Annotated in this window: 27 protein-coding genes; 19 read left to right on the top strand and 8 right to left on the bottom strand. The window is 45.1% G+C overall.

Translation table 11 applies throughout. The features are described 5' to 3' along the window. Positions 1-13: 13 nt before the first annotated feature. Together fliN and R7035_RS03015 are read right to left on the bottom strand one after the other, a co-directional pair. Positions 14-385: a flagellar motor switch protein FliN gene (fliN, locus tag R7035_RS03020; RefSeq protein ID WP_005375038.1), complete on the bottom strand. Its 372-nt coding sequence runs from the start codon at positions 383-385 to the stop codon at positions 14-16. Continuing rightward, positions 382-1,200, bottom strand: a complete 819-nt coding sequence (locus R7035_RS03015; RefSeq protein WP_005375039.1) for a FliM/FliN family flagellar motor switch protein — start codon at positions 1,198-1,200, stop codon at positions 382-384. Before R7035_RS03015 ends, fliN begins: the two co-directional genes overlap by 4 nt. 380 nt (positions 1,201-1,580) lie before the next feature. Between R7035_RS03015 and R7035_RS03010 the strand changes: the two genes are divergently transcribed. Genes R7035_RS03010 through fliJ form a run of 8 tightly spaced genes read left to right on the top strand, consistent with a single transcriptional unit; the run spans position 1,581 to position 9,604 of the window. Beyond that, a complete protein-coding gene (locus R7035_RS03010; RefSeq protein WP_021707593.1) occupies positions 1,581-2,600 on the top strand; it encodes an OmpA family protein in 1,020 nt (339 codons plus the stop codon). After that, on the top strand, positions 2,600-3,931 hold the full coding sequence (locus R7035_RS03005) for a sigma-54 interaction domain-containing protein (protein WP_031778880.1): 1,332 nt from the start codon (positions 2,600-2,602) through the stop codon (positions 3,929-3,931). The genes R7035_RS03010 and R7035_RS03005 overlap by 1 nt, the downstream gene beginning before the upstream one ends. Before the next feature lie 15 nt (positions 3,932-3,946). After that, entirely contained in the window at positions 3,947-4,303 is a 357-nt protein-coding gene (fliE, locus tag R7035_RS03000) for a flagellar hook-basal body complex protein FliE (protein ID WP_005375045.1), read from the top strand. A 3-nt stretch (positions 4,304-4,306) separates the two neighbouring features. Beyond that, positions 4,307-6,058: a flagellar basal-body MS-ring/collar protein FliF gene (gene fliF, locus R7035_RS02995; protein ID WP_005384024.1), complete on the top strand. Its 1,752-nt coding sequence runs from the start codon at positions 4,307-4,309 to the stop codon at positions 6,056-6,058. After that, complete coding sequence (locus tag R7035_RS02990; RefSeq protein ID WP_005375048.1) at positions 6,027-7,040, top strand: flagellar motor switch protein FliG; 1,014 nt, start codon at positions 6,027-6,029, stop codon at positions 7,038-7,040. The genes fliF and R7035_RS02990 overlap by 32 nt, the downstream gene beginning before the upstream one ends. A 4-nt stretch (positions 7,041-7,044) precedes the next feature. After that, positions 7,045-7,800 carry a flagellar assembly protein FliH gene (fliH, locus tag R7035_RS02985; RefSeq protein ID WP_017820534.1) on the top strand — a complete coding sequence of 252 codons (756 nt, stop codon included), beginning with the start codon at positions 7,045-7,047 and terminating at the stop codon, positions 7,798-7,800. Further along, the gene (gene fliI / locus R7035_RS02980) at positions 7,793-9,139 is read left to right on the top strand and encodes a flagellar protein export ATPase FliI (RefSeq protein ID WP_005375057.1); all 1,347 of its coding nucleotides are present in this window, start codon (positions 7,793-7,795) and stop codon (positions 9,137-9,139) included. The genes fliH and fliI overlap by 8 nt, the downstream gene beginning before the upstream one ends. Positions 9,140-9,163: 24 nt before the next feature. After that, on the top strand, positions 9,164-9,604 hold the full coding sequence (gene fliJ / locus R7035_RS02975) for a flagellar export protein FliJ (RefSeq protein ID WP_017820533.1): 441 nt from the start codon (positions 9,164-9,166) through the stop codon (positions 9,602-9,604). 16 nt (positions 9,605-9,620) lie between these two features. Here fliJ and R7035_RS02970 read toward each other — a convergent pair whose 3' ends face one another. Both R7035_RS02970 and R7035_RS02965 read right to left on the bottom strand, forming a co-directional pair. Continuing rightward, on the bottom strand, positions 9,621-10,679 hold the full coding sequence (locus tag R7035_RS02970) for a S1 family peptidase (protein WP_167415864.1): 1,059 nt from the start codon (positions 10,677-10,679) through the stop codon (positions 9,621-9,623). Between the two features lie 73 nt (positions 10,680-10,752). Then, on the bottom strand, positions 10,753-11,646 hold the full coding sequence (locus R7035_RS02965) for a LysR substrate-binding domain-containing protein (RefSeq protein ID WP_033906699.1): 894 nt from the start codon (positions 11,644-11,646) through the stop codon (positions 10,753-10,755). A 128-nt stretch (positions 11,647-11,774) separates the two neighbouring features. Here R7035_RS02965 and R7035_RS02960 point away from each other — a divergent pair, with 128 nt between their 5' ends. The 6 genes from R7035_RS02960 to R7035_RS02935 all read left to right on the top strand — a co-directional run bounded on the left by R7035_RS02960 (position 11,775) and on the right by R7035_RS02935 (position 17,059). Then, positions 11,775-12,698 (top strand): DMT family transporter, encoded by a 924-nt coding sequence (locus R7035_RS02960; protein ID WP_053307934.1) that lies wholly within the window; start codon positions 11,775-11,777, stop codon positions 12,696-12,698. A 99-nt stretch (positions 12,699-12,797) separates the two neighbouring features. Continuing rightward, positions 12,798-13,244 (top strand): SRPBCC family protein, encoded by a 447-nt coding sequence (locus tag R7035_RS02955; protein ID WP_005375065.1) that lies wholly within the window; start codon positions 12,798-12,800, stop codon positions 13,242-13,244. Positions 13,245-13,327: 83 nt separating this feature from the next. Beyond that, positions 13,328-14,080, top strand: a complete 753-nt coding sequence (locus R7035_RS02950) for a phosphatase (RefSeq protein WP_005375066.1) — start codon at positions 13,328-13,330, stop codon at positions 14,078-14,080. A 156-nt stretch (positions 14,081-14,236) separates the two neighbouring features. Then, positions 14,237-14,626, top strand: a complete 390-nt coding sequence (locus R7035_RS02945; RefSeq protein WP_021035869.1) for a cytochrome b562 — start codon at positions 14,237-14,239, stop codon at positions 14,624-14,626. 218 nt (positions 14,627-14,844) lie between these two features. Next, entirely contained in the window at positions 14,845-15,204 is a 360-nt protein-coding gene (locus R7035_RS02940; RefSeq protein WP_080276971.1) for a hypothetical protein, read from the top strand. Between the two features lie 415 nt (positions 15,205-15,619). Next, positions 15,620-17,059, top strand: coding sequence for a PepSY-associated TM helix domain-containing protein (locus R7035_RS02935; protein ID WP_262651704.1), 1,440 nt, complete (start codon positions 15,620-15,622; stop codon positions 17,057-17,059). Between the two features lie 57 nt (positions 17,060-17,116). Here the strand turns inward: R7035_RS02935 and R7035_RS02930 are convergent, their stop codons facing one another. The 3 genes from R7035_RS02930 to R7035_RS02920 form a co-directional block, all read right to left on the bottom strand. After that, positions 17,117-17,500 carry a VOC family protein gene (locus R7035_RS02930; RefSeq protein ID WP_053303870.1) on the bottom strand — a complete coding sequence of 128 codons (384 nt, stop codon included), beginning with the start codon at positions 17,498-17,500 and terminating at the stop codon, positions 17,117-17,119. 11 nt (positions 17,501-17,511) lie between these two features. Next, positions 17,512-18,441 carry a LysR family transcriptional regulator gene (locus tag R7035_RS02925; protein WP_042601221.1) on the bottom strand — a complete coding sequence of 310 codons (930 nt, stop codon included), beginning with the start codon at positions 18,439-18,441 and terminating at the stop codon, positions 17,512-17,514. Between the two features lie 77 nt (positions 18,442-18,518). Continuing rightward, positions 18,519-18,992: a hypothetical protein gene (locus R7035_RS02920; protein ID WP_213870665.1), complete on the bottom strand. Its 474-nt coding sequence runs from the start codon at positions 18,990-18,992 to the stop codon at positions 18,519-18,521. Positions 18,993-19,280: 288 nt separating this feature from the next. Between R7035_RS02920 and R7035_RS02915 the strand changes: the two genes are divergently transcribed. From R7035_RS02915 to R7035_RS02900, 4 genes are all read left to right on the top strand, one after another. Beyond that, complete coding sequence (locus R7035_RS02915; protein WP_033906705.1) at positions 19,281-19,964, top strand: spondin domain-containing protein; 684 nt, start codon at positions 19,281-19,283, stop codon at positions 19,962-19,964. A gap of 9 nt (positions 19,965-19,973) precedes the next feature. Continuing rightward, a complete protein-coding gene (locus tag R7035_RS02910) occupies positions 19,974-20,669 on the top strand; it encodes a spondin domain-containing protein (RefSeq protein WP_213870661.1) in 696 nt (231 codons plus the stop codon). Between the two features lie 146 nt (positions 20,670-20,815). Continuing rightward, complete coding sequence (locus tag R7035_RS02905; protein ID WP_017820525.1) at positions 20,816-21,547, top strand: response regulator transcription factor; 732 nt, start codon at positions 20,816-20,818, stop codon at positions 21,545-21,547. A gap of 116 nt (positions 21,548-21,663) precedes the next feature. Next, positions 21,664-23,037: a sensor histidine kinase gene (locus R7035_RS02900; RefSeq protein ID WP_065275485.1), complete on the top strand. Its 1,374-nt coding sequence runs from the start codon at positions 21,664-21,666 to the stop codon at positions 23,035-23,037. Between the two features lie 28 nt (positions 23,038-23,065). Here R7035_RS02900 and R7035_RS02895 read toward each other — a convergent pair whose 3' ends face one another. Beyond that, entirely contained in the window at positions 23,066-23,581 is a 516-nt protein-coding gene (locus R7035_RS02895) for a superoxide dismutase family protein (protein WP_213879420.1), read from the bottom strand. Between the two features lie 541 nt (positions 23,582-24,122). Between R7035_RS02895 and R7035_RS02890 the strand changes: the two genes are divergently transcribed. Beyond that, entirely contained in the window at positions 24,123-25,532 is a 1,410-nt protein-coding gene (locus R7035_RS02890) for an aminotransferase class V-fold PLP-dependent enzyme (RefSeq protein ID WP_025768582.1), read from the top strand. Positions 25,533-25,584 lie beyond the last annotated feature (52 nt).

Raw genomic sequence — 25,584 nt, 5'->3', positions numbered from 1 at the left:
TGCCTACCTAAGATTATTGACCAACGCCACTCAATGCAGAGTCATGTACATCGATCAGACGAAGTCCATACTTATCATTGACAACGACAACTTCAGCGTGGCCCATAAGAGAACCGTTTACTTTCACGTCTAAAGGCTCGCCATTGAGCTTTTCCAACTCGATAACCGTGCCTTCACCCGCTTTCATTAAGTCCCCAAGTGGGATCTCCTTACTCGCAACTTCCAGCGTGACTGTGACAGGAATGCTTTTGAAAAAGCTAAGGTCACGTTCCGCAGTGGCTGGTTCTTGTTGGAGCGTATCTTCGGCTTCAAAGTCTTCTAATTGAAAATCATCAAAGTTCAGTTCTTCTGCGTCGAATGCATTAGTTTCTAGCGCTTCGCTCATCGCTGCGGTTCCTTATCAGGGTTAAAGATCAAAACAAGTTGGCCGTCTTGCTCGGCAATACGACCTGTAAATAGAGATTGGTTGCCAATGCTTACTGGAACCGTGTTAAGAAGCTCAATAGGTAAAATATCGTTGGGTTGTAAGCCAACCACATCACTTAAAGGCATCTTCTTTTTACTTAGAACAACGTTCAGTCGAACGGGGGTCGTCTCTAAAGAACGACAGAAAGGTTGAAACAAATCGGTATCAGGCTGCAGTTCAAGCTGCTCGATTAGCGTTTGAATAAGATGACCATCTAGCTTGAGATGAATTGAGCCTTGATGATCGTCAAACGCAATGTTTAATTGAACGTTAATGCCAATACCTCTAGGGGTCTCATACTCACCCGTGTCCCACATTTCACCAGGAGCAAGCCAACCGATGATGATTCGACTGATGCGCTCTTGTAAACGTAAGTCACTGGCCGTCAGAGTAGCGGCTGAGCGCTCTGCACTTGCACCATAAAATCTATCAGCCAACTTTATTAGCGTGTGGGGGTTACCATGGATGAATACCATGCCGCCTTCCTGATGTTGATAGGTCGACGTTTGCTCTTTGTCCATCTCAACCGATGTAAAGCGGTGCAAGTCTACTGAGGTTAAGCTAGCTTCCACTTTTCCTGTGCTGAGCCAATTTTGTAATTCAGTCGTAAGATTTGAGCAAGATTCTGAAATTAAATTATCGAGCTTCTCACGAATGATATGAATAGGTTTGCCTAATAATTCTACATCAAGTAGTTGACTATCAGAAATAGGCTCGCTAACTCTATTTTCCATTTATATTTTACCGTGCGTTAACAATCGAAAGTGTTTTAACTTAATGGCGTGTAGTCTACACAGAAATTTTAATGATCTTTTAGCTCCAAACTCTAAGATTGTGACTTTAGTTCACATGTTGCTTTGTTCATATAGTCATAATCTTTTAATGAAATTTAAAAAGAGTTAGTTTTCTTTATAAATCGCTTAATAAATAAAATAACAATGTTGAGCGTTTTAGTTGTTATAGATTTTTTAAATTGCCTTTATGGCGTAACAACAACTTCAAATAAATAAATTATAAGATACTGTTTTTTTATGCTTAAAGCTTCCGTTGGAGGCTAAGCGTGCTCTCTTGAGCGTTTTGTAACCAATTTTAATATTCAGAATAGGTAATTAAAATGATTAGCTATGCCAGTTCTCTCGGCTTGGTGGCATATTTAATTAAACGGTTTAAGTCATGGGAATGTAAGATATACATGAATCATGTCCGTTTGATAATTTGTAACACAATTATTGTTATCAGTTTTATTTTTTCAAAAGTGTCATATTCAGAAGAAGTCTTAACAATCCCTATGGACCTCTCTAAATGGACATATGAGGGAAATAAATTCAAATGCAACTTGTTGCAATCAAATAAAGACTATGGGAAGTTTTATTTCCTAGCGGAACCTAATAATAAATTCTATTTTATTTCCGATATAGAATATGAAAACAATAAATGGAAAACGATTGCTTTAACAACTCAAAATGCTCCTTGGGGTGATGAGCTTTATAGAAAAGAATTTGGTTCCCTTGAATTTACTAAGCCGTCTCAGCGTTTCATCTTTAATAAAGGCGCTGAAGAATTCATGGATTCAATTGCTTCGGGTAGTTGGGTGACGCTGTCACTTAAAGGAAGTAATGCTTCCTCTGTTTCAGAGATTGTGATTCCTACTCTTCAAATTCAAAACGCATTGAAATCATTTAATGCGTGTCGCGCGCGATTGCCTAAATTGTCTTTTTCAGAGGCAAGGGATATGGCGCTCTCATTTGAGTTTGGTCAGAAGACGTTAAGTCGTGGACAGAAAGCAACACTAGAAGCGCTGTATAGCTATGTATCTGTGGATGATCGAGTGACCAAAATCCTCATCGACGGTCACACCGATAACGTTGGTTCAAGTTTAACGAACCTTTCTGTGTCACGTACTCGAGCAGAGCAAGTCACCAATGCTTTGATTGAGCTTGGGGTCGACGAGTCGATGATCGAAACACGAGCTCATGGTTCACGTTACCCAATTGCCAGCAATAACTCGGTTAATGGCCAAGCAAAAAACCGACGTGTCACCCTGCGTTTAGTGAGGGACAACGAGTATACGGCTACGAAACACCACCCAGATCTACAATCACAAAATCAACAAACGAAAGTTAAGGTTCAATGATGACGAAAACGAAAATTTTGTTGGTTGAGCCAAATGAAGCTCTTGCTCAACCAGTATTGGATGTGTTGCAAAATGCAGGTTACACCGCGAAACACACTCGTACTGGTCGAGGCGCTTTGCTTGAAGAGCGAGCAGAAATCACTTTAGTGAGCTCTACGCTGCCGGATATGTGTGTTCGTGAGTTTGTCGCGTGTCACCAAAAGCAGCGAAATTCGGGTGTTGTTATTGCGATTGTCGACCAAGAACAAGGCATCTTGGCTGCTGAGACGATGAAAGCGGGCGCTACTGATTATCTATTACGCCCGTTTGAATCTAATCAGTTGGTTAATCTGCTTAAACGTGTTGAAGCGTTAGGTAAGCCAATGGCCAACATTGTTGCGGAGTCTTGGAGAAGCAAACAAGTTCTGCAATTGGCGCATCGTGCAGCATGTACTAACGCGAGTGTGCTTATTACAGGTGAATCGGGAACGGGTAAAGAAGTGCTGGCGCGATATGTGCATGAGCACTCTCCGCGTATCAATGGTCCATTTGTGGCGGTTAACTGTGCCGCCATTCCAGAGTCAATGTTAGAGGCTGTGCTATTCGGTCATGTAAAAGGCGCGTTCACCGGAGCGACAAATTCTCAAAGCGGTAAGTTTGAAGAAGCAAATGGCGGGACGATTCTGCTTGACGAGATTGGTGAAATGTCACCTGCGGTTCAAGCGAAATTGTTACGCGTCCTTCAAGAGCGTGAAGTAGAACGTGTTGGTAGCCATAAAGCCGTTCAGCTCGATATTCGTGTTATTGCGGCAACCAACAAAGACTTACGTGAGGAAGTTCAAAAAGGCACGTTCCGTGAAGATCTTTATTATCGATTAGATGTGCTGCCTCTGCACTGGCCGCCTTTGCGTGAAAGAAAAGAGGACATTCTACCGATTAGCCAATTCTTTATTGAAAAGTATCAAGATAGCAGCCGCTGTCACCTATCCCAAGATGCGATTAGTGCGCTGAGTCAGTATCACTGGCCGGGCAATATTCGTGAGTTGGAAAATGTCATTCAACGCGCTTTGGTCATGCGTCATGGTGATTACATTACAGCCCATGACCTGATGCTGCCTATTGAGCTTGTCGCGTCAGTTCCTACAGCAGAGCCAACTTCAAGTTTTGGTCATGTAGAAGCGAAGAAGCAAGCTGAATATCAGTTTATTTTGGAAAAGTTACGTCAGTTTGGTGGAAACCGAACGAAAACCGCAAACGCGCTTGGAGTCTCTACTCGAGCGCTACGCTACAAGCTCGCAGCAATGCGAGAACATGGTATTGATTTACAGTCGGCACTAGGCTCGGCTGCCTAATAGGAGAAAAAATAGATGGCAAGTCAACCTACTCATGCGGTCTCGGCAGAGCAACTTATGTTGTCAAAAATGCAGGCGATGCAGGCACAAGTGCAGCCGCCAGAGTTTATCGTGAGTGCAAATCCTTTAGATCAACAATCACTAAACGCACCTTTATCGTTCTCACAAGCGATGACAAATGTGTTGGATACAGTGAATCAACATCAATCAGTGGCTAGTCAAAAAATGACGGCCGTAGAAACAGGAAAAAGTGATGACCTAGTTGGTGCAATGGTCGCGAGCCAAAAAGCCAGCTTGTCCTTTAATGCTTTGATGCAAGTGCGCAACAAAGTCGTGACCTCATTTGAAGATATTATGAAGATGCCGGTGTAATTCATGTCAGAACTAACCCCCCAAGTCGCCGGAAACACAGCTATGGCTACCGGCACAGCACAGACATTTTCTACTGCCAACGGCATGGACGATGTGACAACGAAGCTGAAGCAAATCTGGTCTAGCAGTCAGAGAAACTTAGTGCTATCTGCGGTGTTAGCTGCGATTGTTGCAGCGATTATTGTGGTTGCACTATGGAGTTCCTCGCAGAGCTTTCGTCCGCTATATAGCCAGCAAGAGCGTTTTGATATCGGCGAAATTGTGTCGGTATTAGAAAGCGAAGGCGTAAGCTACCGCATGCAAGAGCAAAATGGACAAGTTCTTGTACCAGAAGGTGAGGTTGCGAAGGTACGCATGTTGCTTGCATCAAAAGGTGTCAAAGCTAAGCTGCCGACAGGTTTGGATTCGCTCAAGGAAGATAGCTCTCTTGGTACGAGCCAATTTATGGAAACGGCGCGTTATCGTCATGGTTTAGAAGGTGAGTTAGTACGTACTATCATGTCTTTGAACTCAGTAGCGAACGCGCGTGTTCATTTAGCAATACCTCGTCAAACTCTATTCGTCCGCCAAAACAGTGAGAATCCTTCAGCATCTGTCATGCTTGAGCTCAAACCTGGTGAAGACTTAAAGCCTGAACAAGTTGAAGCGATCATTAACCTAGTGGTCGGCAGTGTCACGGCAATGAAGCCAGAATTTGTTTCTGTCATTGACCAGTATGGCCGTCTTCTTAGTGCGGATGTCGCTTCTGCGGAAGCTGGTAAAGTAAATGCGAAATATCTTGAATACCAGAAGAGTGTTGAAAAACAGATCATCCAACGCGCAGCAGATATGCTTACGCCGATTGTGGGGCCGAGTAACTTCCGAGTACAAGTCGCTGCCGATCTGGATTTTAGCCAAGTTGAAGAAACACAAGAAATTTTGGATAACGCGCCGGTTGTGCGTAATGAGCACACCATTCATAACAACTCGGTTGATCAAATTGCGTTGGGTGTTCCTGGTTCTCTAAGTAACCAACCGCCAGTGACAGGATCTGGTGAAGTGGAAACGAACGACAGCCAAAACACGAATGCGCGATCTGAAGTGAATCGTCAATATGCTGTAGGTAGTAGTGTTCGTCGTACTCAATACCAACAAGGCCAAATAGAAAAGCTTAGTGTCTCGGTTCTGTTGAACTCCAAAGCTTCGCCAGATGGTGTGGCGTGGAGTGAAGCCGATAAAGAGCAAATCTCAAACATGATCATGGATGCTGTTGGTATCTCTGCCACACGAGGTGACAGCTTAAGTTTAATGAGTTTCAACTTCACCCCAATCGAAATTGATGCTCCTCCTGCACTGCCGTGGTGGCAAGACCCTACAGTACAGCAGCCAATACGCTACGTTATTGGTGGCTTGTTAGGCTTGGCGATGATCTTCTTCGTACTGCGTCCATTAATCATGCACCTAACTGGCGTTGATAAACCTGTGCCTGAGCTAAATTTTGCTGAGCCTCAGGAAGAACCTGACTACGAAAACTTGCAAACGCGTGAAGAGCGCGAGCATGAAGAAGTACTTGATCGCCGCCTATCTGAAAAAGGCATCTCAGCCTCTTCAGGTTTAGATGTAAACAGCGACATGCTACCACCAGCAGGTTCGCCATTAGAAATTCAATTGAAACACCTACAGCTTATTGCTAATGAAGAGCCAGAGCGCGTAGCCGAAATACTGAAACAATGGGTAAACATCAATGAACACAGTTCTATCAAAGCAGACGCTTAGTTATGTTGAACAAACCGCGCTCGTGCTATTAGGCATGGGCGAGGATGCCGCAGCGAAGGTTTTGCAACACTTTAGCCGTGATGAAACCCAGCGTGTGACTCGTGCAATGGCGAAGTTAAATGGCATTAAGAGCGATTCTGCTCGTGGTGTTATTCAAACTTTCTTTGAAGATTTCCGTGAGCACAGCGGTATTCGAGGAGCCTCTAAGGAATACCTATCTAATACATTGCGTAAAGCATTGGGTAACGATTTGGCAAAAGGGTTATTAAATACCTTATATGGCGATGAAATTCGCAACAATATGCAGCGCTTACAGTGGGTGGAAGCAGAAACTCTCGCTCGTTTCATTGTGAACGAGCACCCACAAATGCAAGCAATTTTTCTAGCGTATTTGCCAGCAGACAGCTCTTCAGCGGTATTGAAGCACTTGCCACAAGATTACCATGACGAAATCTTGTTCCGTATTGCTCAATTGCAAGATATCGATCATCAAGTTGCCGTTGATTTGCATGAACTCGTTGAGCGTTGCATCGAAAAAGTATCCGCAAGTCAAAGCACGCCGTTATCAGGTGTTAAGCAAGCAGCAGATATCATTAACCGCTTTGAAGGTGACCGTGGTTCATTGATGGAAATGCTGAAGTTGCATGATGAAGATGTTGTTAATGCAATTGAAGAAAACATGTTCGACTTTATGGTTCTTGGCCGACAACGCGAAGAAACTATGGACATGTTGGTGCAGCAAATCCCGCTAGAGTTGTGGGCTGTTGCGCTAAAAGGTTCCGATATTACCTTACAACAAGCTATTAAGCGTTCAATGCCGCAACGTATGGTGAAAGCGCTAGAAGATGACATGGACGCACGCGGTGCTGTTGCGTTAAGTCGAGTTCAAAAAGCACGTCAAGACATCATGCAAATGGTACGTGAGCTGGATGAATCTGGTGAAGTTCAGCTGCTTCTCTATGAAGAGCCAACGGTGGAGTAAGGTCATGCTAGAGACAAAATCAAGTACTATGCGATTGCCTCCGAACGGGTATCGTTTACACCGTTTTCCGCCTTTAGCGCAACCTAAGACTATCGAAGACGAATTCGGGCTAGATAACCAAGGCTGGCAAGAACCTCAAATTGATATCCAACAGCAACTTGAAGAAGGTTTTCAACAAGGTTTGCAACAAGGACATGAGGAAGGCTTACGCCAAGGTATCGAACAGGGCAAGCAACAAGGTCTGTTGGAAGGCCAAAAAGAAGGTTTCCAAAAAGGCTTTGTTTCCGGTGAGCAGTCTGGAAAGCAAGGCTTTTTGGAGGCGGCGAAGCCTGTCAATGAACTTTTTCACGCCCTTTCTCGTTGGCAAGATGAAAAAGAACAGCAACAACGCCATATGATTTGTGAACTGGTACAAAAGGTAGCTCAGCAAGTGATTCGTGCCGAGCTCACTTTAATGCCTCAGCAGATCCTAGCTTTGGTGGACGAGACATTGTCTGCCATGCCTGGTAAAGCGGAAACAGTAACTGTGCATTTAAATCCGCAAGATTTAGAGCGTATTACTCACATCAATGCTGATTTGCCGCAATCTTGGAAACTGGTCCCTAATACGGAGCTTCCTATTGGTGGCTGTCAGTTAGTGACTGATGACGCAGAAGCGGATGCGAGCTGCGACTCTCGTTTGGAAGCCTGTATGGACAATGTAAAGCAACACCTTTTGGATGAAGTCAGTATTCCACAGGTAGAGTCTGAGCATGAGTAATACCCTAAGCCATGAACTATTAAGTGAGCGTTTGAGCGAAGCCTTGGCTTCGCTTGATTCAATCCCTGTTGCTCGCGTAACAGGGCGATTGATAAAAGTAAACGGCTTAATGTTACAAGCCGTAGGGTGTCGGTTTAAGCTTGAGCAGCGTTGTCTCGTAGAAACCGCGGAAGGCGATATGATCGAAGCGCAAGTTGTGGGCTTTGAACACACTATTGCTTACCTCATGCCTATCCGCCGTTTAGGCGGTCTGTTTGCAGGTGCAAAAGTCATCCCTCTTGATGGTGACAGTACCGTGCAGCTAAGCTCTCAGTGGTTAGGACGCGTACTGAATGGTTTAGGTGAGCCGTTAGATGACGGGGCACCGCTTAAGGGGGGAGATCGAGTTTCACTTGAACCAAAACCGATTAACCCACTGAAGCGACGCCCAGTTGATACACCACTCAACGTGGGCGTGCGAGCGATTAATGGACTATTGACGGTAGGCAAAGGCCAACGTATTGGTTTGATGGCTGGCAGTGGCGTCGGTAAAAGTGTGTTAATGGGGATGATCACCAAAAACACGGAGGCCGATGTAATTGTGGTCGGGCTTATCGGTGAGCGAGGCAGAGAAGTACGTGAGTTCATTGAGAGAAACTTAACCCCAGAAGCGCGCAAGAAAGCGATCATTATCGCGGCTCCTGCTGATGAATCCCCGCTAATGAGGTTAAGAGCGACACTACTTTGTCATCGCGTTTCAGAGTATTTCCGAGACCAAGGCAAAGACGTTCTACTTCTAATGGATTCTCTAACCCGATACGCCATGGCACAGCGCGAAATCGCTCTTTCGCTCGGAGAGCCTCCAGCTTCTCGTGGTTATCCGCCCTCAGTCTTCAGCGTGTTACCTCAACTCCTAGAGCGAGCGGGTAACAGTGAAAATCAACATGGTAGCTTAACGGCAATTTACACCGTATTGGCAGAAGGTGACGACCAACAAGATCCTGTCGTGGATTCCGCGCGCGCCATCTTAGATGGGCATGTCGTTTTATCACGTCAACTGGCTGAGCAAGGGCATTATCCTGCTATAGATATCAACGCGTCTATTAGCCGTTGTATGAATACTTGTACGCAGGACGCACACAGCACGATTGCGAATAACTTCCGTCAAATGTACTCCAACTACCTTCAGGTTAAAGAGTTACTGCCATTAGGGGGTTATCAACCAGGACAAGATCCTGAGTTAGATCAATCTGTTGCTATGTATCCAAACTTGCGTGCATATCTACAACAAGCTGCCAATGAGTCTGTAGATTACCCAACCAGTTTGACCGAGCTCGCGCAGCTTTTTCAAAGTGCTTAATCAAATGGGAGTGACAAGGCTGAAATGAAATCCAAGTTAAAAGCCGTAGGCAAGTTACAGCAAATGGAAGAAAAACAGCGTGACCGTGTGGGCCAACAACTTGATGCCATGCGTCAGCGTCACTCCCATCTTTCAATGCAATTGGAACAGTTGTCGGCGTTGAAAGGCCACGCTGGACAATCAACCCGAACCGGCCCGACGCTGACGAGCGCGGCTTTGATGAACTTTAATCGTGTTGACCAAATGCTACAAAGAATGCTTCGTCACCACGAGCAAGAGCAAGCCGTTATGCAAGCGGAATGTGCATCTGTACAGAAAACGCTAGAACACAAGCACGCACGCGTTCAAGGGTTAGAAAAAGTGCTTGATCGTTGGCGTACTAAGCAGAACTATGAAAAAGCGAAAAAAGAGCAAAAGATGATTGAAGACATCATTAACTCTCGCGTTAAGCGCAAGATATTATGATGTCTTGTTGACGCTACTAGGAGCGCGAATCATTTCTGCGGTGTCTTAGCCAACCAAACCAGCCTCCAAGCATGATCAATCCTGATCCGAGAGCACCGCCGCCACTGCTGCCGTTGTTACCAAAGCCAGATGTGTTGGTATCGACAGGCTCAAAGCCAGAGTCCCCTTCGCTATGATAATCTTCCGAACTTGCTAAGAGGGCGTTATAACTGGTTTTTACACCTGAGCTGGTTTGGGTCTCAATCCATGTTGCATAGTTCAAAATCTCGGTAAACACACTTGGAATCGCAGCGGATTCGCAAACTGAAGAACCGTAGCTCACAATGCCAATTTGCTGATACATGCCATTATTGTCTTGATAGGTGAGAGGACCGCCTGAGTCACCACGACAGATACCAGTGTAGCTTCGTTCAGGAAATCCATTCGCACATAAACTTTCCTGAGCGTTAAACCCTGTTACCAACGAAGCGCATTGGGTGTCGGTAAGGGGTTTTACTTCTGCCCAGCGTAAATAGTTAGGGGGGCTTTCATCATTGGTTGAGGTCTGACCTAAACCGAATATCTGATAAACTGACTTGCTGCTGTAGTCTCCAAAGTCTTGCGGTAAAGTGATGGATTGGACGTTATCGGTGATAGGTCTAGTCAATTCAAGGACAGCGATGTCATTAATCCATAAATCGCTAGGCACATAATCAGGATGAATCGTGATAGAGCGAACATCTTTGAATTCTTCAACAAACACGTCATTCATCGTAGGGTTTTTGACTAACACTCGTAGGTCGTTGATTGTCCAGCCGTCAGTAAAAACGCTTGGTTCTACGCAGTGAGCCGCAGTTAAAATGAAGCGGTCGTTTACAATGGTTCCCCCACAAATATTGGCAAACTGATTCGCGCCAGTTTTATGTAGAATAAGACGTGCAAAAAAAGGAAGTTGGTTTTGGGTAGCCTGCTGACCCCCAATAATTGCCGTGGAGATCCCTTGTTCTGAAAGGCGGTTATCATTTTCTACTTCAGCGGTCGTACTCAAAGATACTGCAAAACAGAGTGCGCTTAGCCATATTTGATACTGCTTCATAAACCATCCTTGGATGAAAAGTGCTCTTCTAACTTTATACTAGTTTTTCAGTGAATGTGCTTAACAAAAGTTTCTAATAGTTGAATGATTGTTGTAGCCAAGATCGCAACAGATGAAACGATTCAAGCTTTAGCTTGTGTGGCGGGCATACAAAGTAAAGCTGTTGATGAGGATTAATGACGGGTTCACCCAGCTCGATTAGCTGACCATATTTGATGTCATCCTTCACAAACAAGCGATGAGTGACCAATAACCCCAAACGACGAGTTGTGGCCTGGACGGCTTGTATCGACATGTTAAAAGTGATTGGTTTTTTATTTTTAGGTCGCTGGATACCCGTCGCGTCCAGCCACACGTTCCAGTCATTTTTTCTTCGTTCGTTAGTAACTTCAATGATGGGATACTGCTTTAAGAGTTGAGTGATGTTTGAGTCCTTGGTCTTCGCTATCAATTCAGGACTGCACACCAAAACCAGTTCATCTTCACTGAGCTTTTCGCAGTAGTAATCCTGCCATTCTTCGGGATTTCCATGCACCAAGGCCGCGTCGATACCTTCTTGTTCTAAATTGAATCTGCCAGACAGGTTTGATAAACGAACGTCTAATTGAGGAGCAAACCCTTGTAAATCTGACATTCGAGGAATCCACCAGTGAAGAGCCAATGAATTCACCATATTGAGCGTAACACGCTGCAAGTTCTGATCTTGGATGAGTGCTTCCGTTGCATCGACAATTTGCTCTAAAGCGGGTGCCACCTTCCTGTAATACTTTTTACCGTCCGCGTTGAGTTGAACTTGTCTGCCTATGCGATCAAATAGAGGCTTGTTGACTTGACTCTCCAGCGATTTAATTGCCTGACTTACGGCTGAGTGGCTCACACTTAATATCTGTGCTGCTTCTGTCATGCTGCCAGACTCAGCTACTGCAACAAATGCGTAGATGGACTTTAAGGGGACTAGTTTCCGCATAATTTAAAAACCGTAGCTGGTGATAGATAAGTTAAACTGTAAGTTTTTCTTACATCAATGGTTAATATTACTCGCTATTTACGATAAGTGATGTCTTTTAAAATGCTCCATATATTAAGGAGTATTGAATGAATGCTGTAAATAAATCTATCCTTTTCATGTTGATGTCTACGTTAAGCTTATCTGTTACTGGACTGTTAGCAAAGCAGTTGTCAGGCGAACTTTCCGTCACACTATTTAGCTTCTTACGTTTTTTGGTGCCTGCGCTTATCTTGCTTATCTTACTTCGTGTGAAAAACCTTACCTTTCCTAAAGCGGGCACGCTAAAGCCTATTTTATTGCGTGCTCTTTGTATCGGTTTGTCACAACTTTGCTTTATCGCGTCATTACAAACGTTAACGCTCGTTGAGGGGGTCGTTTTGTTTGCTACTGGCCCATTATTTATTCCCTTGGTTGAAAAGCTGTTCATGAGGGGGCGCATTCGTGTTTCAACATTGGCGGCATTAGCAATGGCGTTCACTGGTGTGGTTATGTTGGCGGGCGGTGGAAGTGAGATCACATGGCGAGCGGATTTATTGCTCGGCTTGGCTGGTGGACTCTTCAATTCTGGTTCTCAGCTTACGTTATATAAAGTGAGTAAAACAAATATGTCGCCGCTAGAAATCAACTTTTGGGCGTTTGGTTTTGCTGCCGTATTTCTGTTGCCGCTAACTTTGTTTAACGACTTCGACGCGTTACTTAATATGAGTGTTATGGCGCCTGAGATTTCTTCAAATACGCTGTGGATCGGTATGATGTCTCTGATGATCATTAACACCCAAGTTTTTCGCTCCAAAGCATATAAACTGGCAAGCAGTGGCTCTCAACTTGCGCCACTCATTTTTACTAACTTATTGTTCACTGCGGTTTGGCAGAGCCTGTTTTTTGAAGACCGAATGAGTCAAAGTCAAATTGTTGGGATGAGTTTAATAGTGCTCGCAATCATACTGAACACATGTTGGGTTCGTTTTACGGCGCATCGCAGTGGCGGTTTACAAGCGAGAACTTCTTAGTCTGTCGGAAAATGAAGGGGGCAGGTAGATAAATTGGTCGTGTGGTTTGATTTTTCCTGAGTATGGGCTAGCGTCAAGAAAGGTTCAGGGAGAGAAATCATGCTTACGCTAAATTATTACGTCGAAATTTCGGCGACACCGCAACGAGTGTGGGAAGTGCTAACCGATGTTGAGTTGTATAAACGTTGGGCACAAGCCTTTTCACCGCAGTCTCAATTTGAAGGAGCTTGGGAAGAAGGAGGTGGCATCACTTTTTTTGATCCAGATATGGGCGGGACAAGGGCGATCATAGATACGGTGCTACCGCTTCAAAAACTTGAATTTCATCATGTTGCCATTTTTAATCCGGATAATCGTCAACAACTCGATGCTGACCTAGCATCTAGGTGGATCGGATCGCGAGAGATCTACCAGATCGATACCAACAACGATCGTTTACTACTCAATGTTACCATTCATACTCACAACGACTTTGTTTCCATGTTTAATCACGGATGGGAAAAAGCTTTACCCTTGATAAAAGCCATTAGTGAAGAGCAAGCTTAGGGTTCTTGCTTACCTTGGGCTGACGATGCGTTGCCTGAAGGTATACAATAGCACGCAAGATAGCGCACCTAAGAGAGTGGATGATGGAATTTAAAGTTGATACCCATACACATACGTACGCAAGTGGTCACGCGTACAGTACCTTGATTGAAAATGCAAAGTTGGCAAAAGAGAACGGGCTGGATATGTTCTGCACGACCGATCACGCAGAATCAATGCCGGGTGCGCCTCATTACTGGTTCTTCTCGAACCAGAAAATTCTGCCTCGCTTTCTTGAAGGCGTTGCGATTATTCGTGGCGTTGAATCTAACATTATGAATACCGAAGGCGACATTGATATTCCACTGAGTGTGGACCGCAACTTAGATTGGGTGATCGCGAGTTTTCATGAACCCGTTTTTCGTCCTGCAAACAAGCAAACTCACACGGAAGCACTTGTTAATGTCATTCAGAGTGGTCGTATTGATGCGCTCGGTCATCTTGGTAATCCAAATTTCGACTTTGATTTTCAGACCGTTTTAGCGTGCGCGAAAGAGCACAATGTCGCGATTGAAATTAATAACACCACGCTGAAAGGCAACAGCCGAGTAGGCAGCGTAGACCGTTGCCACGAGATTGCACAAATCGGGAAAGATCTCGGTGTTTTCTTCACCACGGGCAGTGACGCGCATTTCTGTCACGATGTTGGTAATCTGGATTTGGTTGGAGAGTTAATGGACAAAGTGGGTATTGATAGCAAGAAAGTGATTACTCACACCGCTCAGCAGTTTTTGTCTTTCTTAGCTTTGAGAGGCCGTAAACCAATTGCAGAATATGACAGCATTCTCAACGCATAAACTTGATTACATTTAAGGTATGCACCCGACGCCAGATTGCTTTACACTGCGACCCGGAAATACTCAACTAAGCTAGTTTTTCGCCTCTTATGGCGTAGGTTATTTGGGTGAATAAAGCCGACACAGAATTCGGCACTATAAATGGAGAAGTGAAAAATGTTACGTCCTTTAGTCCTAGGGTGTGCGATTGCGTTTGGCTCAACATACGCAATGGCAGAAGCGGTTGATTTAAAACAAAACATGAAACAGATGAAGATGGAATTCAAACAGGCGGCGGAAGCGTCTGATGTTGAAACCATGAAATCTGCGATTGATAGCTTGCAAGCGATTGTTGAACAATCTAAGCGTGGTAATTACCCACCAGAGAAGTTTGATACTTACTTAGAAGGCTTTAACAAGCTGACGGTAACGCTAGATAAGATTGAAGCGGATCTTGATGCGGGCAAGCTACAAGAAGCAAAAGCTCAACTGCGTGAAATCGATAGTCTTCGTGAAGAGTACCACGACAAGCGCAATCCAAGCATTTGGAGCAAGTTGTTTGGCTAATTATCTACTGAGCGGAGCATTTGCTCGTGGCAGTGGATTACGCGTTATCTCTAAGTAATGAATGAACACATTATCAGCCTGCCATTTCGGCGGGCTTTTTTGCGACTGTCAATCGATGCATTCAAGAAAACCTGTGAGGTAGCAAGCACTTATTGATCCTGTTTTTGAGCTATCACTCAAAATTGGTTACGCTGTGTGAAATTTGTTAAGTCACCGTTATGCGTAGATTAATTCCTTTTTACCGCTCGATGTTATTTGCTAGTGCTCTCAGTTGGGTGCTAGTGACACTGATGCCTGTTATCAATGCTCATGGTAACAGCATGGGCGTGTGGGCGACGCTATGTACGCTTAACGGATTTGAGTTGGTCCAAATAGAAGAGGGCGACAATTCGGTCAGCCACAAAGGCAAGCCTTGTCCGTTTAGCCACTTCTCGACTTTTCATCACGATACACTTCCAACGACACCGATACTTTCAAGACAGAGCTTGGTGACTTCTGACAGCTACGCTTATTTGGCTCTAAGTGTGCGATTTGAAACACCAGTTCCTCGAGCGCCGCCAGTTTCCCTTTTCTCATAACAAAAACAATTACACGATACCCAAGTAACCTCGAGATGCTTGGTTCAGCGAGAATGACTTGGTTTGTAGACGCGGCGGCGATTTAAAGGTCTAGTGGGTCTAAATCAAGATATCGACAACAAAGTATACAAGCCAAGGCAACTCGCCCTTCGGGAGCGTGTTATTGCTCCGATTGCTGCTTCAAACAACTTGGAAAGAGTTGTCTATTACACAGCGTTGTTTTCTTTGCACTCGAATCAATGACAACGCTCTGAATCCAGCATCTTGAAGTCACTTGGGTATATAGTCAGCAACACTGCCACTTCGAGCAGTGGTACTCCCAAATCTAAGTCAATTAGCGCCGCATACAAATGTGTATGTGCAGGATGCGTTTGACTGAATTTGGGTGTTCAACAATGAAAAAAGGAAAATACACATGTTGAGAAACTCGGCAAAGCCTCAACTCAAGGAAGCCTCACGCGCAAAATCCATCTACTTTATGACGTGGCGATGGCACTTTTACGCAGGTTTGTTCGTCATTCCATTTATGCTCATGCTTTCCCTCACGGGGTTGGTGATGTTGTTTGATGATGAAATCGAACTGGCTCGATACGAAGCGACATTACAAGTTTCACCACAAGAGCACATGATTCCTGTCTCTGCACAATTGGAAACCGTAAAGCAGGCGTATCCCGATTTTAATGTCACTCAATTTGTACCTGCTAAAACGGCCGATATCGCCAACCGATTCTCGATTCAAAACCAAGAAGGCAGCTCGCTGATTGTTGCAGTAAATCCTTACACAGGAGACGTACAAGGCACCATTAATCGTGGTGATAGCATCTATGAACTGATGAATAGTATTCACGGTACGCTGCTCATTGGCGACCTAGGCGACCGTTTAATTGAAATCGCCGCAAGTCTGGGGATTTTGCTGTTGGTATCTGGTTTGTACCTTTGGTTACCTAGAGACAACGCCAGTCGCGCCGGCTTTTTGAAAATTCGCCTTAACAACGGTCCTCGGATTTTGATGCGTGACCTGCATGCGAATTTAGGTGGTGTGCTGTCGATTGTTCTGTTGTTCTTTTTGATTTCAGGTTTGTCGTGGGCAGGGATCTGGGGGGCGAAAATGGTGCAAGCTTGGAATACCTTCCCAACCTATTACACATGGGGTGAGAAACCGGAATCCACACTGACACACAAAGATCTCAACCATGGCGCTTCAGAAGAGATGCCATGGAACTTAGAGCTTGCTGCTGTGCCTGAATCGAAAGACAAACCCGCTCATGATCATGCCAATATGAAGGAAGATATGGCATACGCAGGCAGCCATGATGCGCTCTCCATTGATGATATCATCCTCAAGGCTGAAATGATGGGCTTCACTGGTTATAAGCTGTTTTTGCCACGCTCTGAGAAGGGCGTTTACACCGTTGCAGCTAACTCCATGGGTGGTGATATCTCCGACCCAAGACAAGATCGCACCAGCCACTTTGACCAATATTCCGGTCGCTTGTTGGTGGATGTAACGTGGCAAGATTACAGCGTATTTGCCAAGTTCATGGCGGCAGGTGTGTCATTGCATCAAGGTGATGTGAGTATATTGAACAAAGTGCTCAACGTAGTGTTCTGTTTGGCGTTCATCTTAATCTCAATCACAGGTGTGGTGATGTGGTGGATTCGTAGACCAAGTCGCAGTGCCACATTGGGCGCGCCACCTAAGTTTCAGCAAGACGGTATTTGGAAGCTTGGCTTAGTAACGTTGGTGATATTGTGTCTGGCGTTTCCGATGGGCGGTTTGGCAATTGTTAAGGTTCTCGCACTGGATTGGCTGTTGTTCAACCGCGTTGAGAAACTGAAAACGGCGTTGAATTAGTAACAGACAAAGAATGGAATAATAAAAGAGCCTGCGAAGTCGAAGTGCTGGCTCTTTTTATTTCTGGTAAATCTCCAGTGGCAAGCCATCTGGGTCTTGGAAGAAGGTAAAGGCTTTGCCTGTAAATTCGTCAATACGAATTGGCTCAACTTCAACGTCATTCGATTCTAGGTAGGCTTTGACTTGCTCAACATCATCAACCAAAAAAGCGAGATGTCGCAGGCCTTGCGCTTCGGGAAAGCTCGGTCTCTCAGGGGCGCCCGGAAAGCTAAACAGTTCAACTTGACTGCCGTCAGGTAAAGCGAGGTCAAGCTTGTAGGAGTCTCTGGCTTCACGATAGTTTTCGGCAATGACTTTCAGTCCTAACACTTCAGTGTAAAAGCGTTTTGACTTTGGGTAATCGCTGCAAATGATCGCGACGTGATGAATGGCATTAAACATGGTTAGCCTCTTCAAGCATGGTTAGTATCCTCGGAGACTAAATGCTCCTTAACGAAGTCGATAAACACGCGCAGACGAGCAGGCATGTATTTGGTTTGTGCATACTGCATCGCGATAGCGCCATGGTAGTTACTCTTGATCATCCAATCCGGCAGAACCTCCACCACTTCTCCTTGCTCTAACGCGTCTTTGATCACGAAGTCATGGAAGATCCCAATTCCCAAGCCAGACTTAACCCCGTTCAAGCGCATTTGAGAATGGTTGACGGCGTAGCGTCCACTCACGGCAATGGAGTGGAACGCTTCTTCTTTAAAGAATGACCAGATGTTGTCTTTGTCGTTCTCGGCAAGATAAATGCAGTCGTGTTGCTCAAGCTCGGTTGGGTGCTCAGGCATACCGTGTTTGGTGAGGTAATCTGGAGAAGCACACAAAACAAGATTGGTCTTGCTGATCTCTTTGAGGACCAGATTCTCATCGGGTTTGTCGGTGAGCTTAAAGGCGACATCAATTCCTTGGCGGAACAGATCAATCTCACCATCTGCTGCACGCAGCTTAAGCTGAATATTTGGATAACGTTCTAGGAATGGCAACACAAACGGTTGAAGCACCGAATTAAGAAATGCTTCAGGGGCTGCTACTGTGAGTGCGCCTGTTGGCTCGGCATGATCTTCCGCAGATAGTTCAACGGCTTGCTGCGCGGCATTCACCATTGCGATGCTTTGGTCGTAAACCTTTTGCCCTGCTTGAGTGATGATCAACTTACGAGTTGTGCGCTCAAACAGTTTCACCGAGAGGGCTTGCTCTAATCGTGTGATCAACTTACTTAAAGCCGATGGCGTCACGCCGAGTTGTTTGGCTGCAGCGGTAAAACTGCCTTCGTTTACCACTAAGATAAACGAAGCAAGATCAGGAAGTAGGGCAATGAGTTTTGGATTAACCATAATTGTTCAGTTCTTCGCAGCGGAATAACGATATTGTCTGGTACGGTTTCACGAGGTTCAAGTGTCACCGTCTCGCTTTAACGATATTTTGCCAAAAATGCATTGAGTGCAGGCAAGCCAGATTCACCAGTATGGTATTGCTGCCAACAGTGATAAATGGCCGTTTCGTGGTCTGCAATCAACTCGATAGCTTCTCGCTCAGCGATTGAATACTGTTGTGAAGCGTTCACTTCTTCATGCCACTCTTGATACTTGACCTCATAAGGCTCCACCCACTTCAGAAGAGTCGCCACCAACTCTTGCCATGGTAAACCAATCCACTTGGTTGCATCTGCCAAGCCTTTATCCAGCATCTCTTGGTGTCGACTTTCTATATCCATGCCATTTGTCAGCAGTACAGGTTTGAGCTTTTCTGCAGTGAGCTCTTCCACTTCAATCAAGGTTTGCCACAGCGTTTGTTGTTCACTTCGGTCGTAATGGCTCAAGTAGTGGTTGAAAAAAGCGATGCCGTAGATTTCGCCATAGTAGGCAGACAGAGCGTTATGAATCATGGTGAAAATCGTGATTTAAACAGAGAATACCGCATTGTAGGAGGGGAAAGCGCGACGTGTAAATAGCTGATTAAGAGTAAAAAAGTGCTGCTGACAGAATTCGAACAGAACTTGTGAGAATTTTATGAGAATTCGATGAAGTTGCTGATAGATTTGCTCGTCATTCTTAGAGGCAAGAACGCAAAACGTTCGAAACGTAATGCTTAACCTACTCAAGTCACGAACAAAGAAGTAAAGCCGTACACATGGGCTTGGGTAGTTCAACCCTCATTAAAGGATGGAATCACAATGAAAAAACGTACCCAACTCGGACTCGTCATGACTTCAGTCGCTATGGCACTAGGCTCTGCATCAGTGAATGCGGCAGAATTGGAAATCACCGTGACAAACGCAACCAAAGGCATCTACTTTACGCCACTTATTGTTGCCGCACATGGCTCCGACCTTCAAATGTTCAGAACGGGTCAAGCAGCGACTCCAGAACTAGAAGCAATGGCAGAAGGCGGTGATATCTCTGGTCTTGCGAGTGTGATTGGTAACGCTGGTGGTGCGGTGGTTGAGAACCCTGCTGGTGGTATTTTGAATCCGGGTGTTGCAACCACCTTCACCTTGGACAGTGGCGACCACGGTTATCTTTCTCTGAGCGCGATGTTGCTGCCAACCAATGACGGTTTTGTCGGTCTAGATAGCTGGAAGATTCCAACGGAAGCGGGTACATACCGAGCAACGCTAAGAAGTTACGATGCCGGTACAGAAGCGAACGATGAACTTGCGTCTAGCATGCCAAACCCACCTTTCATTACCTTTGGTACTGGCGGCACAGGCGTTGAAGCAACGGTAACTAACGACAAAGTTCACGTGCATCCGGGTAACCTTGGTGATAGCGATCCAGCCGGCGGCATCAGTGACCTAGACAGCAGCAGCCATCGTTGGTTAAACCCAGTTGCAACCATCACAATCGTTGTGAAGTAAGGGGGATGTATGAAATACAGAATCTTACTAGTTGCAGCTTCAGTCGGCTTGCTCGCCGGTTGTCCAAGCGATGATGATAACGATGTAGTGAAATCGTACCGCTACACCGTCAACGTGGCGAACTTGACTGCGAATCAACCTATGTCTCCGCTCGCGGTACTCACTCACAATGGTGACTACCAACTGTTTGAAATTGGACAAGCCGCATCTGTTGAACTTGAGCATCTTGCCGAAGGCGGGAGTAACGCTGAGCTGATTGAGTTGATGAACAGCAATGACAGTGTTTACCAAGGTATTTCAGGTAATAGGTTAGTGTTGCCGGGTACATCGGACGAAGTCACCATCACAGTCGACCCTAGTCGTTACGGCTACTTATCTGTGGCGTCTATGTTTGTGAATACCAATGATGCCTTTGTTGGCGAAACGGGGTTATCGCTCAAATCGCTCGCAGTAGGTGAAAGCTATGAAATGAGCATGAACGTTTGGGATTCCGGCACAGAACTGAACGATGAACTTGCTGCAACCATTCCGGGCCCAGCAGGCGGTGGTGAGGGCTTCAATGCTGCTCGTAATGACAGCAATGACGTTGTTTCATTCCATGCGGGAGTTGTTAGCCAAGATGACGGATTAGCAAACTCAGCACTTTCTGCGAACCACCGTTTCCTTAACCCAGGTGCGAAAGTCACCATCACTCGAGTCGAGTAACACAGGCTCCGATGACGTCTCCTTTCCAAAGCGCTTTTAGCCGAGCGCTTTATCCCTCATGGCGTCATCGGAACCTTTTTTGAAAGAATTTCTAATTTGTTCCGGTCATGTGCAAAGTGAGGATACTCGAAGGCAAGGAAAGGACCATGGAACAACAGGCAATCAATTTAGTCGCGAACATCTTGTTGGTGGAAGATGACGATGATTTGGCAGAACTGGTTCAGATGCATCTCAAGTTTCAAGGACACCAAGTATCGCGAGCCACAAATGTCGCCGATGCTAAAACGCAATATCAGCAACAACCCTTTGATTTATTGATCCTTGACCGAGGTTTACCAGACGGCGATGGTCTAGACATCTGCCATTATTTGCGTCAGCAACAAGATTGGAGCCCAGTGCTTATGCTAACAGCCAGAGACGGTGAAATGGACAAGGTTGACGGTTTAGAAGCGGGCGTTGATGACTACATCACTAAGCCATTTAGCGTATTAGAATTCCAAGCACGAGTGCGAAACGTGCTGCGCCGAGTCAGCCAAACCGCAGAAGCCAAAGTAGCAGATGAAGTCCTCGATGATGCGATGGATTTTGGTCCGCTGAGAATCATTCCGGAGTTGCACCAAGTATCCCTAAACGACAAAGACGTCACTCTTACCGCGACAGAGTTTACTTTGCTGCAGTTTCTCGCGACTCGTCCGGGCAGAGTCTACAGTAAAGATGAATTGCTAGATCACGTTTGGAACACCAGTCATTCTGGTTATCACCACACTGTGTGTAGCACCATTAACCGTTTACGCAGCAAGCTGTCGTTGTCTGATTCTGATCATCACTTCATTCAAACCGTGTGGGGTGTTGGATATAAGTTTCAGCCAAGACATTAATGCAAGAAAGTAAGTCAAAACATCAAGCCAAGACAGTAAGTCGGCAGTTGTTTTCACCGTCATTTTTTAATCATCACGGGTGTTTCAAAAACACCGCTGTTTAAGGAGGCGATAGGATGAGCTTCAAATCTCGCTTAGTGGTATTTACTAGCTTGTGGTTCTGCCTCGCGGCGGTGGTGATTGCACTGACTTACAATTGGCAAAAAGAAACCATTGAGTTACGCACTAAGCAAAGCCTGCATAAAGAGCTGGCAAGCCATATGCGTGACGATAATCCGCTGATGATCGGGACGGATTACAACCCTAAAGCACTTAAGTCGATCTTTCACACGCTCATGCTGATTGGCCCTGATTTTGAAATCTACTTCCTCGATAGCCAAGGCAATATCACCACCCATGCAGCACCGGAAGGAGCGGAGATCATGGGGAAGGTGGATCTCAATCCCATTAAGCAATTCTTAAATGACCAGCCTTTTCCTATTTTGGGTGAAGACCCACGCAATCGTGGTGAGCACAAAGTCTTTTCTGTTGCGGCGATAGAGGAATTAGGCTCTACGGTCGGTTATCTCTACGTGGTGATTGGCAGTACCCGACATGACGCCATTGCCAACGCTCAAGTCGATACCCCTTACATCGCGCTGGCAGGATTGGTTTTAGTGTCCATTTTAGGCTTTGCCCTCGGGGCTTATGTGCTGGTCAAACGTAGTCTATTGAACCCGATTGAGCGTGTGACCAAGCAACTTCAACAGCAAGCTGAACATGATTTCCGCCTGCAACCTGATTTTACTCACCAAGTGCCGGAGCTCGTGCCGATTGCGCACTCTTATCAGATGATGGCAAAGCACATTCAGCAGCAGTTTTTACAGTTGGAGTATCAATCGTCTCATCGTCGTCAAAGCTTGTTGCAGCTTAGTCATGATTTAAAAACGCCGTTATCGAGCGTGCTGGGCTATTTGGAAACATGGCGTTTGCAACATCCGGAATCCGATCCTTTGATTGACGTCGCTTTCCGAAATTGTGAGAAGCTCTCAACTCAACTGCATTCTTTATTAGACGCCGCGCGCAAAGAAGCACCAATGCCAAACTACGAGTACCGCCCCGTGGATTTGGGAGCGTTGATGGCAGAATGTGCTGAAACGATGCAGAGCCAGTTTTCTCGTAAAGAAGTGGTGTTGAAAGTGGATATCGATAGTGAAATCCAAACCGTGGGTGATAAAGGACTCTTAGAGCGGTTGGTGTTGAACCTGCTTGAAAATGCATTGCGCCACAGCCCAATTGGCTCGGAAGTGCATTGCCAAGCGTATTTGAGTGAAGATAAGTCGCGCATCCACTTTACCTTCGTCAATCACATCGAGGAAGAAGCGGAGGGCGGTTCTTTGGGGATCGGGACGAAGATTGTCCAATCGATCTTAATGCTTCACCACAGCTACCTTGAGACCAATGCAACCTCCTCTCAGTATCAACAGAAGTTCACACTTCTCGCAATCTAAAGAGAAGTGTGAGACATAAAGTTAATGTTTATTCAATAACACCACATACGACGCGAGCGCCACCACCACCTAGCTTATTTGGGTGATCGGAGTGATTGTCACCACCTGCATGGATCATTAACGCTCGACCTTTTAAATCCGATAATTTTAGGCGAGGAGCGACAACGGGCTGATTGGCATTGCCGTCCATGTCCACATAGAGTGGAGGCAAGTCGCCTAAATGATTGTCATCGGTCCAAGGATAGCCATGCTTCCCTGTGTTGTTAGGATCATAATGGCCACCTGCTGCGCCGCCTAATACGGTTTTGTCATCCTTTTCTATGCTATCGCAAGATGGATTAGTGTGAACATGGAAACCGTGCACACCTGCTGACAAACCTGATAATTGAGGCGTAAAAACAACGCCATAATCACTTTGTGAAACCTCAATGGTACCAGCGCTCTCATTGGTGTTGAGAGCAGTCATTTCTACCGTTTTTGCTAGCGCGTTAGGGGCGGCGACAAGAGCGGATGCAACTGAAATGCATAGCAATCCTTTTAACATGGGACCTCCTTCTTTTAGGGTGTACGCTCAAGCACATATTAGTGAAAACCTGTTTTACTTATGTCTGTTGAGCGGTGAGTTTATGTCATAGAGTGATGTGTATCACTTTATAGTCTTAAACTGATATCTCGATCCGAAATCAGCTTTCTTTTATTTAGTCTTAACATGTTGAGATCGTTAAGATATAAAAAGAATAGACGCCAATCTTAAAATAGCCTGAATATTTTTAAATTAACGCAAAGTTAAATTTTTAATGACTTTATAACAAAGCTCATAATTGTTTTATAAAGAATTTGGTGGAATTGTCCGCAATAAAGAATAATCAAATTAACGAATATATTAATGTGAACATTGTTGTTTATAGATTTGTGGTCAAACTGTTGCTTATATCATCAAATAAGATAAAAAATTGGAACTAAAGTCACTTAATGGCAGAGGAAAAAATTAAACTCTGATTGTAATGGGTAATAATGTTTTAGTAACAGATAGTTACGCACTTAAAATTAATAATATGGCTAATTTCCGACAAGGATTGAAAAAGATGAAAGACAAGGAATCTATTCAGACTAATAGCAGCCGCCGTAATTTTCTGAAAGGCGCAACAGGAGCTGTTGTTGCTGGTGTGAGTGCTTCCGCTTTCTCAGGCGTAGCTCAAGCACGAGAACAGAAAATTGATTGGAGCAGCCGCGGGCTAGGTAGAAAACACGATAAGCGCTTCTGGCGTAAAGTGCGAAGACAGTTCGTTTTGGACAAACGAACCACTTACATGAACATTGGTACAACAGGTTCAATGCCAAAACATGTTCTTGAAGATTACGAGTATAACAACAAGCTGGTGGCTAAATATCCTTGGGACATGAAAGGCAAATTTGGCTCTTGGCCTTATGTTTCAGAGATGGTTAAAGACGTCGCACCAGGTTTTGGTGCTAACCCAGAAGAGATCATTCTCAGCCGCAACACTACTGATGGCTTATGCTCGATCATTAATGGCTTACACTTTGAACCAGGTGATGTGATTCTAACGACACACCATGAACATATTGCTGCAACATCACCTATGAACGTAGCGAAACATCGTTTTGGTGTGGATGTGGTAGAAATTCAACTACCAGTATTTACTGGTACCGAAAACGTTTCTGAGCAAGATTACATTCAAGCGTTCCGAGACGCGCTTGATGCGAATCAAAACGTTCGCCTAATTGTTTTCTCTCATATCACATACAAAACAGGAACCGCGCTACCAGCAAAAGCCATTTGTGCTTTAGCAAAAGAGTATGGTGTACCTACTCTTGTTGATGGCGCGCATACGGTCGGTATGTTTGACCTTGATTTCCACGATATGGATTGTGATTTCTATGCAGGTTCTGGTCATAAGTGGCAGTGTGGTCCGGGCGCGACAGGTATTCTGTATGTTCGTGATAACGGTAACCGTTTGAATGAGTATTGGAGTGACCGAGAGAACCCGTTATGGTTGATCAACTCCTCACTTTCTCATGCTGATTACCTAGGTAAACAGCTGCAAATGCAATACATTGGTAACGATAACTATCCTGCGAAACAAGCACTAGTTGATAGTTGCAAAATGTGGGATGAGATTGGTCGAGACCGTATCGAAGAGCGAGTTGTAAGCCTTGGTAGTTTATGTAAAACCTTGCTTCAAGAGTACTTACCGCAAGCCAAAATGTATTCACCAAACGTGGAAGGCTTAACCAGTGGCTTAACGACGGTTAACCCGTTCTCCGATGTAACTAATGAAGAGATACTGACGGAATTCCGAGATCGTTTACGTGAAGAGTATGGTTACATCATCCGTACGACTAGCTTTAAGCTGCATAAGGATGATGACTTTGATACTTACGCGCTGCGTATCTCTACGCATTTGTTCCATGACGAACAAGATGTGGAAGGGCTCGTAGTGGCGATGACGAATTTGTATTACTCGTCGTTCTAACATCGTTGTTTATCACTCAAGCGCCCATTATTGGGCGCTTTGTGAAAGGTAA

It is taken from the genome of Vibrio sp. 1731, from assembly GCF_033339955.1.
GTDB classification, from domain to species: Bacteria; Pseudomonadota; Gammaproteobacteria; order Enterobacterales; family Vibrionaceae; genus Vibrio; species Vibrio alginolyticus.
Note: the sequence above shows the minus strand (reverse complement) of the source record. Positions and strands in the feature narration are given on the sequence as shown.